This window comes from Streptomyces sp. NPDC051322 (assembly GCF_040689485.1).
GTDB lineage: Bacteria > Actinomycetota > Actinomycetes > Streptomycetales > Streptomycetaceae > Streptomyces.
Genome location: NZ_JBFBAK010000001.1, coordinates 574,806 through 589,737, shown reverse-complemented (window position 1 = coordinate 589,737; position 14,932 = coordinate 574,806). Strand labels below are relative to the sequence as shown.

The 14,932-nt window shown below is 70.8% G+C and carries 14 protein-coding genes and 1 pseudogene; 7 read left to right on the top strand and 8 right to left on the bottom strand.

Features of this window, described 5'->3' with window-relative positions; all coding sequences use genetic code 11:
• The first annotated feature begins 29 nt into the window (after positions 1 to 29).
• The 3 genes from AB0436_RS02725 (at position 30) to AB0436_RS02715 (ending at position 2,757) form a co-directional block, all read left to right on the top strand.
• The gene (locus AB0436_RS02725; RefSeq protein WP_366465823.1) at positions 30 to 605 is read left to right on the top strand and encodes a TerD family protein; all 576 of its coding nucleotides are present in this window, start codon (positions 30 to 32) and stop codon (positions 603 to 605) included.
• A 138-nt stretch (positions 606 to 743) separates the two neighbouring features.
• Positions 744 to 1,889, top strand: coding sequence for a DUF475 domain-containing protein (locus AB0436_RS02720; protein WP_366465822.1), 1,146 nt, complete (start codon positions 744 to 746; stop codon positions 1,887 to 1,889).
• Positions 1,890 to 2,019: 130 nt separating this feature from the next.
• The gene (locus tag AB0436_RS02715; RefSeq protein WP_366465820.1) at positions 2,020 to 2,757 is read left to right on the top strand and encodes a Tellurium resistance; all 738 of its coding nucleotides are present in this window, start codon (positions 2,020 to 2,022) and stop codon (positions 2,755 to 2,757) included.
• 53 nt (positions 2,758 to 2,810) lie between these two features.
• Here AB0436_RS02715 and AB0436_RS02710 read toward each other — a convergent pair whose 3' ends face one another.
• Entirely contained in the window at positions 2,811 to 3,641 is an 831-nt protein-coding gene (locus tag AB0436_RS02710; protein ID WP_366465819.1) for a TerD family protein, read from the bottom strand.
• 147 nt (positions 3,642 to 3,788) lie between these two features.
• On the opposite strand from AB0436_RS02710, the gene AB0436_RS02705 reads away from it, so the two are divergent.
• From AB0436_RS02705 to AB0436_RS02690, 4 genes and pseudogenes are all read left to right on the top strand, one after another.
• On the top strand, positions 3,789 to 4,952 hold the full coding sequence (locus tag AB0436_RS02705; RefSeq protein WP_366465818.1) for an HpcH/HpaI aldolase/citrate lyase family protein: 1,164 nt from the start codon (positions 3,789 to 3,791) through the stop codon (positions 4,950 to 4,952).
• 29 nt (positions 4,953 to 4,981) lie between these two features.
• On the top strand, positions 4,982 to 7,453 hold the full coding sequence (locus tag AB0436_RS02700) for a phosphoribosyltransferase domain-containing protein (protein WP_366466136.1): 2,472 nt from the start codon (positions 4,982 to 4,984) through the stop codon (positions 7,451 to 7,453).
• A gap of 77 nt (positions 7,454 to 7,530) precedes the next feature.
• Positions 7,531 to 8,313 carry an HAD family hydrolase gene (locus AB0436_RS02695; RefSeq protein ID WP_366466135.1) on the top strand — a complete coding sequence of 261 codons (783 nt, stop codon included), beginning with the start codon at positions 7,531 to 7,533 and terminating at the stop codon, positions 8,311 to 8,313.
• Positions 8,314 to 8,339: 26 nt separating this feature from the next.
• Positions 8,340 to 8,540, top strand: a pseudogene (locus AB0436_RS02690) (O-methyltransferase); the annotation flags it as partial.
• 27 nt (positions 8,541 to 8,567) lie between these two features.
• Here the strand turns inward: AB0436_RS02690 and AB0436_RS02685 are convergent.
• From AB0436_RS02685 to AB0436_RS02655, 7 genes are all read right to left on the bottom strand, one after another.
• Positions 8,568 to 8,780: a zinc ribbon domain-containing protein gene (locus AB0436_RS02685; RefSeq protein ID WP_366465817.1), complete on the bottom strand. Its 213-nt coding sequence runs from the start codon at positions 8,778 to 8,780 to the stop codon at positions 8,568 to 8,570.
• A gap of 62 nt (positions 8,781 to 8,842) precedes the next feature.
• The gene (locus tag AB0436_RS02680; protein ID WP_366465816.1) at positions 8,843 to 9,799 is read right to left on the bottom strand and encodes a sugar kinase; all 957 of its coding nucleotides are present in this window, start codon (positions 9,797 to 9,799) and stop codon (positions 8,843 to 8,845) included.
• Complete coding sequence (locus AB0436_RS02675; protein ID WP_366465815.1) at positions 9,796 to 10,440, bottom strand: bifunctional 4-hydroxy-2-oxoglutarate aldolase/2-dehydro-3-deoxy-phosphogluconate aldolase; 645 nt, start codon at positions 10,438 to 10,440, stop codon at positions 9,796 to 9,798. Before AB0436_RS02675 ends, AB0436_RS02680 begins: the two co-directional genes overlap by 4 nt.
• 54 nt (positions 10,441 to 10,494) lie before the next feature.
• Entirely contained in the window at positions 10,495 to 11,640 is a 1,146-nt protein-coding gene (gene dgoD / locus AB0436_RS02670) for a galactonate dehydratase (protein WP_366465813.1), read from the bottom strand.
• Positions 11,637 to 12,383, bottom strand: coding sequence for an FCD domain-containing protein (locus tag AB0436_RS02665; protein WP_366465812.1), 747 nt, complete (start codon positions 12,381 to 12,383; stop codon positions 11,637 to 11,639). Before AB0436_RS02665 ends, dgoD begins: the two co-directional genes overlap by 4 nt.
• Positions 12,384 to 12,522: 139 nt before the next feature.
• Positions 12,523 to 13,878 carry a hypothetical protein gene (locus AB0436_RS02660; RefSeq protein ID WP_366465811.1) on the bottom strand — a complete coding sequence of 452 codons (1,356 nt, stop codon included), beginning with the start codon at positions 13,876 to 13,878 and terminating at the stop codon, positions 12,523 to 12,525.
• A gap of 71 nt (positions 13,879 to 13,949) precedes the next feature.
• The gene (locus AB0436_RS02655; RefSeq protein WP_366465810.1) at positions 13,950 to 14,597 is read right to left on the bottom strand and encodes a DUF4097 family beta strand repeat-containing protein; all 648 of its coding nucleotides are present in this window, start codon (positions 14,595 to 14,597) and stop codon (positions 13,950 to 13,952) included.
• Positions 14,598 to 14,932 lie beyond the last annotated feature (335 nt).

Sequence of the window (14,932 nt, the reverse complement as noted above, 5' to 3'; positions counted from 1 at the left end):
CGTTCGTACCGTCGGGGAGGAAAACGATCATGGGCGTCACGCTCGCCAAGGGAGGCAATGTCTCCCTCTCCAAGGCCGCACCCAACCTCACGCAAGTGCTGGTCGGGCTCGGCTGGGACGCACGTTCCACCACTGGAGCGGACTTCGACCTGGACGCCAGCGCGCTGCTGTGCCAGTCCGGCCGGGTGCTCGGCGACGAGTGGTTCATCTTCTACAACCAGCTGACCAGCCCGGACGGTTCGGTCGAGCACACCGGTGACAACCTCACCGGTGAGGGCGAGGGGGACGACGAGTCGATCATGGTCGACCTCTCCGGGGTGCCCGCGCACTGCGACAAGATCGTTTTCCCGGTCTCGATCCATGACGCGGACAACCGCGGCCAGACGTTCGGACAGGTCGCCAACGCCTTCATCCGGGTGGTGAACCAGGCCGACGGCCAGGAACTCGCCCGCTACGACCTGAGCGAGGACGCCTCCACGGAGACCGCGATGATCTTCGGCGAGCTCTACCGCTATGGCGGCGAGTGGAAGTTCCGAGCCGTTGGGCAGGGGTACGCGTCGGGGCTGCGGGGGATCGCCCTAGACTTCGGGGTCAATGTTTCCTAAAGCATTCTTCCGGCACGGTTCAAGTCCGGGAGGCCCCCGGGATTTCGTGCTGGGGGTCCGGGTGCGGTACCCCGGGAGAATGTTGTGCAACGCCGCGCACGGCGCGGGGGAACCCGTACACACACGATGGGGTAGCCAGTGCTTCTGAAGACCTTCGGGTGGTCACTCGTGATCACCGTGATCGGTTTTGCCGTGGCGGTGATCTACGACGGATGGACCGCCCTGGGCATTGTGGCGATCCTGGGCATCCTCGAGATCTCGCTGTCCTTCGACAACGCGGTGATCAACGCCGGAATCCTGAAGAAGATGAATGCCTTCTGGCAGAAGATCTTCCTCACGGTCGGTGTGCTCATCGCCGTCTTCGGCATGCGACTGGTTTTCCCCGTCGTGGTCGTCGCGATCAGCGCCAAGATCAATCCGGTGGAAGCGGTCAAACTCGCGGTCAACGAGAAGGACCACTACCAGCAGCTGGTGACCGACGCGCACCCGTCGATCGCCGCCTTCGGTGGCATGTTCCTCATGATGATCTTCCTCGACTTCATCTTCGAGGACCGCGACGTCCAGTGGCTGCGCTGGATCGAGCGTCCGCTGGCCAAGCTCGGCAAGGTCGACATGCTCTCGGTCTGCATCGCGCTGATCGTGCTGCTGGTCTCCTCCATGACCGTCGCCGCCCACGCCCACCAGCACGGCGGCGTGCACGCGGACAAGGGCCAGACCGTCCTCATTTCCGGGATCGCCGGTCTGATCACCTATCTCGTGGTGGGTGGTCTCTCCGGATTCTTCGAGAACCGGCTCGAGGAAGAGGAGGAGCGTGAGCAGGAGGCTGAGGAAGAGGCCAGGAAGTCCGGCTCGAGCGTCGCCGCGGTGGTGCTGGCCGGCAAGGCGGCCTTCTTCATGTTCCTCTACCTCGAGGTGCTGGACGCGTCCTTCTCCTTCGACGGTGTCATCGGCGCCTTCGCCATCACCAACGACATCGTGCTGATGGCGCTCGGCCTCGGCATCGGCGCCATGTACGTCAGGTCGCTCACCGTCTACCTGGTCCGCCAGGGCACCCTGGACGACTACGTCTACCTGGAGCACGGCGTGCACTACGCCATCGGTGCGCTGTCCGGGATCCTGCTCGTCACCATTCAGTACGAGATCAACGAGGTCATCACCGGTCTCGTCGGGGTCGTCCTCATCGCCTGGTCCTTCTGGTCGTCCGTCCGCCGCAACCGGCGGATCGAGGCGGAAGGCGGCGGCGAGGACGCCGGAGACAAGACAGAAGTCCCTTCCGGGGTGTGACCCGCAGGGGATTGCGGAACGCTCTGAACGGGGCGGCCAGGACGCGTCAGCCTCCCGGCCGCCCCGTTCGGCGTGGGGTGGGCGAGGGAAGCACCGGGGAAGAGTCACCGAACAGCTGGGGGTGGGGCGCATGGCCTTCTGGGACGGTCTGCGACGGGAGCGCGGACCACATTTCGACTCCGGCAACGCCGCGTCCAACTCCATCGAGCTCACCAAGCGGCACCCGGTGGTGTCACTCACCAAGCAGGGGGCGACCACCGGCAACCTGCGGGTCAACCTGTCGTGGCGGATGCGCACCTCGGACATCGGCGGCCGGAGCCGGCCGAACGCCAGCCTGCTCCGCCACCCGCTCCGGGCGCTGCAGCCCGATGTGGTGCAGGCGCACACGCAGGGCGTCGTCAACGTCGACCTGGATCTGGGGTGTCTCTACGAGCTCACGGACGGCAGCAAGGGCGTGGTGCAGCCGCTGGGCAGTCTCTTCGGTGGTCTCAACGAGCCGCCGTACGTGCAGCTGAGCGGCGACGACCGGTTTGGGGCGCCCTCCGGTGAGACCATCTTCATCAACCTCGACCACCGCGAGAAGATCAAACGGCTGCTGGTCTTCGTCTACATCTACGACCAGACGCCGGCCTTCGACCGCACCCACGCCATCGTGACGCTCTACCCGAGCAACGGGCCGCGGATCGAGATCCAGCTGGAGGAGCGGCACCCGCAGGCCCGCTCCTGCGCGGTGTTCTCCGTCGAAAACATCAAGGGCGACCTGGTCGTCCGGCGCGAGGTGAAGTTCGTGTACGGCTTCCAGGCCGAGCTGGACCGGCTCTACGGGTGGGGGCTGCAGTGGGGCCGCGGCTACAAGAGCAAGATCTGAGCACCGCGGGAGGCCCCGGGCGCGGTACGAGGGGTGGAGCGGCCGGGCCTGCGCTACCGGGGCAGGAACTGCGGCCCCATCGGCGGCAGCTCGAAGTACGGATCAGGAGCGGGGACCGCCGCGGCCGGCTGGGGATATCCGTATGCGGGCTGGGCCACCGCCGGCTGCGGGTAAGCGGTCGGCGGCGCGGTCTGCGGGGGCAGCGGCTGCGGCAGGGCGGCAGTGGCCGCGGCGACCTCCTCCGGCGGCGCGGCGGTAGCGGCGGCGGACCGGTGCGATTGCGGCTCCGGCCGGGGCTGCGCTCCCGCCGACTCGTCCACCTCCGTCTCGTCCACCGAGATGCCGAACGCGGTGGCGAGGCCGACCAGCCCGGTCGGATAGCCCTGGCCCACCGCCCGGAACTTCCACCCGTCCCCCCGACGGTAGAGCTCACCGCAGATCATCGCGGTCTCCTGCCCGGTCTCCGGCTGTATGTCGAAGACCGCGAGCGCCGGCGCGTCGCCCTCGGCCGGCGCGGCCGCGTCGTACAGCAGAATCCGCAGGTCCCGTACGGCGAGGAACGGCGCGTCATCGGTGGACGCGGCCAGCACCACCTGCTCGACCGAGGGATCGAGGGCCGCCAGATCCGCCTCGACGGTGTCGGTGAGGCCGGTGCCCACCCGCTTCTTGGGCAGCCGCCGGACCAGCCCGGACGGATGACGTGGCTGGTTGTAGAAGACGAAGTCCTCGTCGGAGCGCACCCGGCCGCCGTGTCCCAGCAGCAGCGCGGACGCGTCGATGTCGGGGATGTCGGGGCCCGTCGTCCACCGGAGCACGGCCCGTACCGCCATGGCGTCCAGCGGGACGTTCGAACCCTTCAGCATCGCGTGCGTCATGGCGGTCATCCTGCCTTCCCGGCACGGCGGCGGACAACGCGGGGGCGCTTTCGCCGAGGGAAATGTCGCCGTCGATGGAACTGGCGACATCCGTCTCTACGTACTATTACCGGCCACACTTCATCAGGACCGCATACGTAGCACGGGGGGAACTTTATGCGTCATTTCGGGCATATCCCGTCCGTCGTCCGGGAGAGACTGTTCCACCGGGAGCCGGCCGACTTCAGCGCCGCCTCCCCGGCGAGCACGATCGCCGCCGCACTCGGTGCCACCCTCTACAGTCCGGCCACCCGGCCGGCGCTCGCCGACGACGTGCTGAAACAGGCCGCGCGCGGGGTCGTCTCCATGGTCCTCTGCCTGGAGGATTCCATCGACGACGCGGAGGTCGCCGGCGGCGAGGCCAATCTGGTCCGGCAGTTCGCCGACCTCGATGCCAGGGGCGCCGAGGTGCCCCTGCTCTTCATCCGGGTCCGCGAACCGGAACAGATACCCGACCTGGTCAGCAGGCTGGGCGCCGCCGCCCGGCTGCTGACCGGATTCGTACTGCCGAAGTTCACCGAGGAGCGCGGTACCGCCTTCCTGGAGGCGCTCAGCGCCGCGGAATCCGCCGGCGGCCGCCGGCTCTTCGCCATGCCGGTGCTCGAATCGCCGGAACTGCTGCATCTGGAGACCCGCGGCGAAGCCCTCGCCGGGATCGCCCGCACCGTCGACAAGTACCGCGAGCGGGTGCTCGCCCTACGCCTGGGCGTCACCGACTTCTGCTCCGGGTACGGGCTGCGCAGGGCGCCCGACATGACCGCGTACGACGTCCAGATCGTCGCCGCCGTCATCGGTGACGTGGTGAACGTCCTGGGCCGCTCGGACGGCACCGGCTTCACCATCACCGGGCCGGTCTGGGAGTACTTCCGGGTCCAGGAGCGGATGTTCAAGCCGCAGCTGCGCCGCAGCCCCTTCATGGAGAGCCGCGCCGACCAGCTCCGCACCACCCTGATCGAGCACGACCTGGACGGGCTGCTCCGCGAGATCGAGCTGGACCGGGCCAACGGCCTGCTGGGCAAGACCTGCATCCACCCCTCGCACGTGGTGCCGGTGCACGCGCTGTCGGTGGTCAGCCACGAGGAGTACAGCGACGCCCAGGACATCCTGCGTCCCGAGCGGGGCGGCGGCGGGGTGCTGCGCTCGGTGTACACGAACAAGATGAATGAGGTGAAGCCGCACCGGGCATGGGCCGAACGCACCCTGCTGAGGGCCGATGTCTTCGGCGTGGCCAGGGAAGACATCGGGTTTGTCGAGCTGCTGACCGCCGGACTGCCCGGCTGATGCGGCCTGTGAGAGAAGAGACGGGCAACGTGGTCTGGTCGGGAACATGGGTCGCACGCAGACTCGGCGTGGAACTCGTCGGGGACGACGGGCTGCGGGAGCTGCTGGGCCTCGCGCTGCGGCGCAACCCCAAGCGGGCCCATCTGCTGGTGTCGAACGTGCTGGGCAAACACGTGCCGCAGCGCCCGTCCACGGTGTACGACCACGGCTACCGGCTCGGCCGGAAAGTGCGCGAGCTGCTCGGTGACGAGGCCGCGAGCCGGGCTGTCGTCCTCGGATACGCCGAGACCGCGACGGGACTCGGCCACTCGGTCGCGGACGGCGTGCATCTGGCCCCCTACCTGCACTCCACCCGCCGCCCGGTCGCCGGAGTCGACCAGGCGGGCGGCTTCGAGGAGGCGCACTCCCATGCCACCTCGCATCTGCTGCTCCCCGAGGACCCGGACCTGCTCGCCGGGGACGGACCGCTGATCCTGGTCGACGACGAGTTCTCCACCGGCAACACCGTGCTCAACACCATCCGCGCCCTGCACCGGCGCTACCCGCGCGAGCGGTACGTGATCGTCGCGCTGGTGGACATGCGGTCGGCCGCCGACCTGGGACGGCTGGACGCCTTCACCCAGGAGATCGGCGCCCGGGTGGACCTGGTGACCACCGCCCGCGGCACCGTACGGCTGCCGGAGGGCGTGCTGGAGAAGGGGCAGCGGATCGTCGAGGAGCACGCGGCGGGCGAGACGCAGCTGCCGGCCGGGAAGACCGGTGGCGAGCCCGTACGGGTCGACCTCGGCTGGCCGGCCGGAGTCCCGGACGGGGGCCGGCACGGCTTCACATCCGCGCACCGGGGCGCACTCGACGCCGCGCTGCCCGGGATGGCCGCCCGGCTGGCGGCGGAACTGCCGGGGGACGCCCGGCGGGTCCTGGTCCTCGGCTTCGAGGAGCTGATGTACGCACCGCTGCGGCTCGCCCTCGAACTGGAACGCGCCGGACACGACGTGCGCTTCTCCACCACCACCCGCTCCCCGGTGCTCGCCGTCGACGACCCCGGCTACGCGATACGCACCCGGCTGGTCTTCCCGGCCCACGACGACCCGCACGACAGCCCCGACGGCGGCCCCGGCGAGCGGTACGCGTACAACGTCGCCGACGGTTGCTTCGACGCGGTGGTCGCGGTCGTCGACTCCACCGCCGACACCCCCGCACTGCACGCCCCCGACGGACTCCTCGCCCAGCTCGCCGCGCACGTCCCGCAGGTGCTGCTGGCCGTGGTGCCGTCCTACGTACCCGCGGCGCGGCCCGTACAGCCCGCAACGCCGATGACGCCCACCCGTCCGGAAGAGAAAGCGCCCCCCATGCCCCAGCAGCTGCCCGAGCCGTTGCGCGGCCCCGCCTTCTCGTCGTACGCGGCCGAGGACGTCGGCTGGCTGCTCCAGGATCTGTCCGGGGTGCAGCTCGAAGCGCCCACCGAGGAGCGCGAAGAGGCGATCCAGGCGGGCGGCGCGCACTACGCCGAGTCGCTGCCCGTCGAATACCAGCCGAGCGAGCAGTACCAGCAGCTCTTCCGGGCGGCCCTGGAGACCTCGGCGGCCCGCATCGCCCAGGCGGTCGGCACCGTCACCGACACCGTGCTGGCCCAGGGATCTCCCCGGCCGGTACTGGTCTCGCTGGCCCGGGCCGGCACGCCCGTCGGGGTGCTGATGCGCCGCTGGGCGCAGCACCGCCACGGACTGGACCTGCCGCACTACGCGGTGTCCATCGTGCGCGGCCGCGGCATCGACGCCAACGCACTGCGCTGGCTGGCCGCCCACCACGACCCGGCCGACGTGGTCTTCGTGGACGGCTGGACGGGCAAGGGCGCGATCACCCGCGAACTGGCCGATGCGCTGCGGGAGTTCCCCGGTTTCAGCCCGGAGATCGCGGTCCTCGCCGATCCGGGCGGCTGCGTGCGGACCTACGGCACCCGCGAGGACTTCCTGATTCCCTCGGCCTGCCTCAACTCCACGGTGTCCGGGCTGATATCCCGCACCGTGCTGCGCGCCGACCTGGTCGGCCCGGATGATTTCCACGGCGGGAAGTTCTACCGCGAACTGGCCGCAAACGACGTCTCCAACGACTTCATCGACACCATCGCCGCCCGCTTCGACGAGGTGGCCGGTGCGGTGGACACCGAAGTGAAGGACATGCTCGCTGCCGACCGGGCGCCGACCTGGGAGGGCTGGGCCGCCGTCGAGCGGATCAGCGAGCAGTACGGCATCCATGACGTCAACCTGGTCAAACCGGGTGTCGGGGAGACCACCCGGGTGCTGCTGCGACGGGTGCCCTGGAAGATCCTCGCCGCCAGGGGGGCGGGGACCGACCTCGACCATGTGCGGCTGCTGGCCGAACAGCGCGGCGTGCCCGTCGAGGAGGTCGACGGCCTTCCGTACACCTGCGTGGGCCTCATCCACCCGCGCTTCACCCGGGGCGCCACCGGCGCGGACGGCACCGCGGTGGTGGCCGAGTGACCGCCGCCCCGACCGTCCTCGTCGCCAGCGACCTCGACCGCACCCTCGTCTACTCGGCGGCGGCCCTGGACCTGGCCATGCCGGACGCCGAAGCGCCCAGGCTGCTGTGCGTCGAGGTGTACCGCAGCAAGCCGCTCTCCTACCTGACCGAGACCGCAGCGGGGCTGCTGGCACAGCTCGCCGCCGAAGCCGTCTTCGTACCGACGACCACCCGCACCCGCGAGCAGTACCACCGGATCCGACTGCCCTGCCCGCCCCCGCGGTTCGCCATCTGTGCCAACGGCGGCCACCTGCTGGTCGACGGCGTCTCGGACCCTGACTGGCACGCCACGGTACGGCGCAGGCTGGCGGCCGAATGCGCGTCGCTCGCGGAGGTGCGCGCCCATCTGGTCGCCGCGGCCGACCCGGCCTGGCTGATCAACGAACGGGTCGCCGAGGACCTCTTCGCCTACCTGGTCGTGGAGCGGCCGCTGCTGCCGGAAGGCTGGGTCAAGGAACTCTCCGTATGGGCCAGGGAGCGCGGCTGGTCGGTGTCCCTGCAGGGCCGCAAGCTGTACGCCGTGCCCAACCCGCTCACCAAGAGCGCCGCCGTACGCGAGGTGGCCCGCCGCACCGGCGCGGACCTCACCCTCGCCGCAGGGGACTCGCTGCTGGACGCGGACCTGCTGCTCGCCGCCGACCGGGGCTGGCGACCCGCCCACGGCGAACTGGCCGACACGGGCTGGAGCGCGCCGACGGTTGCCGTAACCTCCGGTCGGGGTGTCGCGGCGGGCGAGGAGATCCTGCGGGAACTCCGACGCGCCGCCGGCGGGCACCCCGGGGGACGACCGGGTGGGCAACCGAGTGGAGAGCCTGCATGACCAAGGGAAACAGCACCAAGATCACCGATGGGCTGGTTCCGCGGATGCGCAGGGGCGGGCTGATCGTCGCGGACAATGTGCTCTTCCACGGCCAGGTCGTCGATCCCCCGGCGGGCGGCGGCGCCGAGGCGATCCGGCGGTTCAACGACCACGTCGCCGCCGACCGGCGGATGGAGAGCGTGCTGCTGGCGATCTCGGACGGACTGACGCTGTCCCGGAAGGTCTGAGCGCCCCTGGGCGGAGAGGCGGCGCGCTTACCCGCAGCACCCTCCACCGCAGCAACCGCCGCCGCCCCCGCCGGCCGGCGCCGGGGCCCCGGCCGCGCCGCCCACGGCCACCGCCGACAGCAGCTTCACGGTGTCCTCATGACCCTCAGGACAGGCGGCAGGCGCCGAGGACTCCGCCATCGGGCGGCTGAGCTCAAAGGTGGCTCCGCAGGTGCGGCAGCGATACTCGTAGCGAGGCATGCGCCCACATTAGCGGCCTGCCGCACGACCGGCGGCTCCACCGCCCGACGGGCTCGGTGCGCTCAGCGCACCACCGTGCCGGAGTCGGCCGCCAGCAGTCCCAGCTCGGCGCGGGTCGGAGCGCCCTCCCAGTCGCCCGGGGTGGCGACCGCGAACGCGCCCGTCGTCACCGCGCGGTCCAGTCGGCTCGCGGTGTCCGCGCCGTCGAGCAGCGCCGAGAGATACCCGGCGACAAAGGCGTCACCCGCGCCGACCGGGTCCAGACTCCGTACCGGCCGCGCCGGGCAGTGCAGCTTCCCGCCCGAGGTGTACGCCGTCGCCCCCGCGGCGCCGAGCTTCACCACCACCTCACCGGCCCCCGCGTCCAGCAGCGCCCGGGCCCGCAGAGCCGTGTCGTCGGGGGAGCCGTCGGGCAGACACAGCGGCAGCTCGTCGTCCGACGCGATCAGTACGTCGGCGCGCGGCGCCCAGGAGCACAGCACCGCCGAGGCCTGCTGCGTACTCCACAGCCGTGACCGGTAGTTGACGTCGATACTGACCAGCGCGCCGTGTTCGCCGGCCAGTTCCAGCGCCCGATCGGCCGCCGCTCGGGCGGCCGGTGAGAGGGCCGGAGTGATACCGGTGAGATGCAGCACCCGCGGCGGTTGCCCGGCCGCATCGAACGCCCGGTCGACGTCATCGGCCGACACGCGCGAACCCGCCGAGCCCGCCCGGTAGTAGTGCACCCGGGTCACCTCCGGCAGCCGCGGTTCGAAGAGGATCAGCCCGGTCGGTGCCTCCCCGGCACGCGCGGCACCGGACACGTCGACGCCCTCGGCGCGCAGCGTCCGCAGCACCAACTCGCCGGCCTCGTCCGCGCCGACCACGCCCGCCCAGTGCACCGGATGACCCAGCCGGGCCAGCCCGATGGCCACATTCGACTCGGCGCCGGCGACCGAGACGGCCATCGTCCCGCCGAGCTTCAGCGGCCCGCTGCCACGCAGCGCGACCATCGTCTCCCCGAAGGTGAACACGCTCAAGACCGCACCGATCCTGCTGCCGCATCGGCCGCGACCCGCACGAACTCCGCGGCCCGCTTGCGCAGTTCGCCGAGGTCACCGCCGTCCGCGGCATCGCCCACCAGCGGCGAGCCGACCCCCACGGCGACGGCGCCCAGCGCCAGATACTCCGCGGCCAATGCCGCGTCCACCCCGCCCACCGGCACGAAGGGCAGTTCGGGGAACGGGCCGCGCAACGCCTTCAGGTACGAAGGGCCGCCCACCGAAGCCGGGAAGAGCTTCAACGCGGTCGCGCCCGCCGCGACACCGGCGATCACCTCGGTCGGTGTGCCGACCCCGGCCAGCACAGGCAGCCCGAGCCGCCTGGCCTCCGTCACCCCGGCCCCGAGCCCGGGTGTGACGATCAGATTGGCCCCCGCCTCCGCGGCCCGGCGGGCATCGTCGGCGGTCAGTACGGTCCCGGCACCCAGCCAGGCCTCGGCGCCGAGTTCGCCCCGGGCCCGCCCGATGACGTCGAGCGCACCGGCGCCGCTGAGCGACACCTCGACCAGCGGCAGTCCGGCCTCGACCAGCGCCAGCACGGTCCTGAAGGCCGCCTCGGGCTCGCTGCCGCGGACGATGGCGACCAGCCGCTCGTCCCGCAGAGCGGTACGGAAATCCATCGTTGCTCCCTTTCTCCGACGCATCCTCACGAATCCCCTGACGCATCGCGGACGTCACCATTCGGCGAACGCCCCGTCCTCGTGACGCCACACCGGGTTGCGCCAGTCATGGCCCTTCTTGTCGGCGGCCCGTACCGCGGCCTCGTCGACCTCCACCCCGAGGCCCGGCCGGTCGGTCCGTACCAGCGAGCCGTTCCGGAACCGGAAGGGGCCCGGGTCGGCGACGTAGTCCAGTAGTTCGGCCGCCTCGTTGTAGTGAATGCCGATGGACTGTTCCTGGATGAGGAAGTTCGGTGTGGTGAAGGCGACCTGGAGGCTCGCGCCGAGCGCGATCGGCCCCAGCGGGCAGTGCGGGGCGATCTGCGCCCCGTACACCTCGGCCAGCGCGGCGATGCGCCGCAGTTCCGAGATGCCACCGGCGTGCGAGATGTCCGGCTGCACGACCGCCACACCGGCCTGCAGTGCGCGCAGGAACTCGTGGCGGGCGAAGAGCCGTTCACCGAGCGCGATCGGGATGTTCGAGGCGTTCACCAGGTCGGGCACGGCTGCCAACTGCTCGGAGAGCACCGGCTCCTCGACGAACAACGGCGCCGCCTCGGTGAGCAGCGGCAGCAGTCGCCGGGCGTTGGCGGGGGAGACCCGGCCGTGGAAGTCGAGCGCGAAGTCCCGGTCGTCGCCCAGGACTTCGCGGGCGGCTTCGGCGCGCAGCAACACCTCCCGTATCTCGCCACGGGTGGCGATCGCGGTCATCCGGCCGCTCGCGTTCATCTTGACCGCGGTGAATCCGGCCGCCACCTGCTCGGCGATCGCCTCGCGGACCTGGGCGGGTTCGTCGCCGCCGACCCAGGCGTACGCCCGGATGCTGTCGCGCACCGGGCCGCCCAGCAGTTGGTGCACGGGCTGCCCGTACACCTTGCCCTTGATGTCCCAGAGCGCCTGGTCCAGGCCCGCGACGGCGCTGGAGAGCACCGGACCGCCCCGGTAGAAGCCGCCCTTGGTCATCACCTGCCAGTGGTCCTCGATCCGCATCGGGTCCGCGCCGATCAGATACTCGGCGAGCACCTGCACGGCGGCCCGCACCGGTTCGGCCCGTCCCTCGACGACCGGCTCACCCCAGCCGACGGTGCCCTCGTCGGTCTCCACCCGGACGAACATCCAGCGCGGCGGGGTCAAGAACGTCTCGATACGGCTGATCTTCACGGTGTGCTTCCCTCGGTGTGGCGGTGGTGGTCGTGCGGGCCCGAGTGGTGCAGGCCGAAGTCGAGCAGCGCCAGCATCGCGAGCGACGCCCCGTCCCCGTCCCCGGCGCGCACCCGGTCCACGACCGAGGCGTGCACGGCCAGCGGATGCTCCGGCTGCCCCGCGTGCACCACGCGGTCCCGCTCGATCAGCGCCGGGATCACGACCCGCTGCATCTGGACGAAGAAGCGGTTGTGCGAGGCCGCCAGCAGCGCGGTGTGGAAGGCGGCATCGGCATCCACCAGCAGAGCGGGGTCGGTGACGCCGGGGCCCATCGCGGCCAGCGCGGCATCCAGCGCCGCCAGATCCTCGTCGGTACGGCGCAGGGCGGCCAGCGCGGCGGCGGCCGGCTCGACGGAGCGGCGCAGCTCGAAGAGCTCGCCGAAGAACCGCTCGTCGCCGGAGCCCGAGGCGAGCCGCCAGCGCAGTACGTCGCTGTCCAGCAGATTCCAGTTCTCCCGGGGCCGGACGAACGTGCCGCGCCGCTGCCGGGCGTCGAGCAGACCCTTGACGGTCAGCACCTTGATCGCCTCACGCAGCACGGTCTGACTCACGTCGAGCTCGGACATCAGCTGCGGCAGATCCAGGGTGTCGCCCTCTGCGTACGTCCCGTCGAAGACCCTCCGCGCAAGGGCCTCCACAGCGACCCGGTGGACGCCACGGCCGATGTAGGAGGCATCGGGGGCTGCTGGTGGTGCCGTCATGACGGGCTCCTGGGCCATGGGGACGCTTACGGAGTCAGCCTCGCACGAGTACTAGTTATTTATCAATTATATAATTTCGGATGGAGGGCCGCCCCTGCCCCGCCGCCCCCCTGTTGCTCGCCTTCCGCCCAGGCGGGGATCAATGTCCGGCGCCGCGCTCCTCGCGGATCTGCTCGACCACCCGGGTCGCGGTCTTCCGGACCTCCTCGGTCTCGGTCAGGAAGTGCCAGTAGTCGGGGTGCCGGCCCTCGAGCCCCGCGATCGCCTGCTCCAGCCGCTCCACGGCCAGGTCCAGCGGTCGCGCATGGCGCGGCTCGGGCGTGTTGCGACCCGCCATCGCCAGCCGCTGGGCGTCCCGGACGGCGAACCGGGTCCGCTGGATCTCCTGCTCCGGATCCTTGGCGACCGCATTGAGCCGGTCCAGTCGCCCGCGCGCCGCCGACACCGCCTCGTCGGTGCTGTTCAGCAACGCCCTGACCGTACTGAGCAGGGACGTCGCATCCGGCCAGCGCTGCTCGGCGCGCGCCTTGGACGCCTCCTTGAGCTTTTCCTCGGCCTGCCCCAGAGACACCGTGGCGTGCTCGGGCACATGCTGCAGATCCTGCCAGCACGGTGCGGTGAACCGCCGCCGCAGCTCGCTCAGTACGGGCTCGACCGTCCCGGTACGGGTGGTGAGCGCCTGCGCGCGGGTCCGCAACGAGACCAGTCGCCGGTCGATCTCGGCCGCCCGCTCCGGCAGCCGGGACGCCTCGGCGCGTACCGCTTCGGCGTCCCGCAGGACCCGGTCGGCGCGCTGCAGCGTCTCCGTCACGCCGTGCCGGCCGGCACCCTGATTGAGCATGGTCAGCTCGGGCCCCAGAGCCGCGAGCCGCGCCGCGAGATCATCCGCCTTCAAACCGGAGTCACGCACCGAATCGAGAGCATTGCTCGCGGAAAGGAGCGCCTGCCGCGCCCGCTCCACCGCCGGAGCCAGCCGGGCCAGCTGCGTCTCGGCCTTGCCGAGCAGCGGCCCCAGCCCCTGGCCGAAGCGGTCGAGCTCGTCCTTCACCCGTACGAGATCGTCCTTGGCCAGCGTCAGCTGCGTACGAGCATGCGCGACCGCCGAGACCTCCAGATCGTCCCGGTCCAGATCATGCGCGTCGACCGCGGTGATATACGCCGAACTGACCTCGTCGATACGCCGCCCCAGGGCGCCGAAATCGGCCAGGGCCTTGCGCGCCTGGGGCGAATCGTCCACCGCGGTGATGGTCTCGATCGAGATCTGCAGATCACGCTGCGCGGTGTCCAATTCGTAGAACGCCGCCGCCGCGGCGTCCTTCGCGGCCTGCGCCTCGGCCCGGTGATTCTCCCCGCGCCCGCCGAACCAGCGCCGCGTACCTCCCCCGGCGAAGGCCCCGGCCAGGCCCACCAGCAGCGGCACCGGAAGGACCATGAGCGTCAGGACGTCCCGGACGGCACTCGCTCGCGCATACGGCTGCCCGTGTCTTGCCGTCACATCCCTCTCCCGTGCTGGTCCGCCCTGCCCGGCCCATTCTCCCACCCGGTCAGGACGAACACACGGGCCGGTCAGTTCGCGCTTCGCACCGTGACTTCCCCGTTCTCGCTGCGAGCACGCACCAGATGGCTGCTCGCGTCGTTCTTGGGCACGCTGACCTTGTCGTTCCCGTGGCTGGTACGGGCATCGACCCGGTAATCGAGACCCGGCTTCGTCGGCAGCGCGATCTCGACCGCCCCGTTGTCACTGATCACCTCCACCCGGTCGGGCGCGACGGCGAGCGTCAGCCGCACCTCCCCGTTGCCGGAGTTCGCGGTCACCTTCCTGGACGACACGTTGTCGGCCACGATCGCCCCGTTGCCGCTGCCCATCTTCAGCGCACCACTGGAGTCCCGGACCACCACCTTGCCGTTGCCGGACCACAGGTCGAGCGGCGTGTCGAACCCGGTCGCGGCAATGCTGCCGTTCCCGTCCTTGACGACCACTTTCACCCCGCGCGGCACCTTGATCTGATGCCGCGCCTCGCAGTCGCTCGAGACCCCGCTGCACTTCAGCCGCAGCGTGAGCTCGTCGTTCTTCATCGACCACGAACTGTCCGGCCCGTTCCCCATGAAGACCCACCCGTCGACCCGCCGGGTGACCTCCACCGACTTCACATCGGCGGGCACCAGCTCCACGGACGAGTTGTCGGAGTCCACGGTCAGCGTCTTCCCGCTCAACGCGAACGATTTGTGCTCCGCCGGCGCATCGGACGGATCAGCCCCACACCCCGCCAGCCCAACAGAGACGACAACGATCCCGCCGACGGCGAGAAGCGTGCGGATACGGAGCGCCACGGTGATCATTTCCCCCAGGTAAGCCTGCCGAATTCCCCTACCGTACGAACCCGCCCCCACCCCCGACGATCCGGCCGCCCACCGGACCGGGGGTGGGGACAGCCCCCGGACCGGTGGGCGGCGGACCCGGTCGGCGCCGGGCCCGTTTCCCCAGCCCCGGCAGCAGATACAGGGGGCACAACTGGGTTCGAGCAGGGGTCCAGCGCCGTGTACCCTGT

What these genes read in the sequence shown, in the direction of transcription:
- AB0436_RS02675 (WP_366465815.1), bottom strand. Translation starts at nt 10,440, where the DNA reads ATGGATTTCCGTACCGCTCTGCGGGACGAGCGGCTGGTCGCCATCGTC.
- AB0436_RS02685 (WP_366465817.1), bottom strand. Translation starts at nt 8,780, where the DNA reads ATGCCTCGCTACGAGTATCGCTGCCGCACCTGCGGAGCCACCTTTGAG.
- AB0436_RS02695 (WP_366466135.1), top strand. Translation starts at nt 7,531, where the DNA reads ATGCCGGACGCCGAAGCGCCCAGGCTGCTGTGCGTCGAGGTGTACCGC.
- AB0436_RS02725 (WP_366465823.1), top strand. Translation starts at nt 30, where the DNA reads ATGGGCGTCACGCTCGCCAAGGGAGGCAATGTCTCCCTCTCCAAGGCC.
- AB0436_RS02705 (WP_366465818.1), top strand. Translation starts at nt 3,789, where the DNA reads ATGCGTCATTTCGGGCATATCCCGTCCGTCGTCCGGGAGAGACTGTTC.
- AB0436_RS02665 (WP_366465812.1), bottom strand. Translation starts at nt 12,383, where the DNA reads ATGACGGCACCACCAGCAGCCCCCGATGCCTCCTACATCGGCCGTGGC.
- AB0436_RS02715 (WP_366465820.1), top strand. Translation starts at nt 2,020, where the DNA reads ATGGCCTTCTGGGACGGTCTGCGACGGGAGCGCGGACCACATTTCGAC.
- AB0436_RS02710 (WP_366465819.1), bottom strand. Translation starts at nt 3,641, where the DNA reads ATGACCGCCATGACGCACGCGATGCTGAAGGGTTCGAACGTCCCGCTG.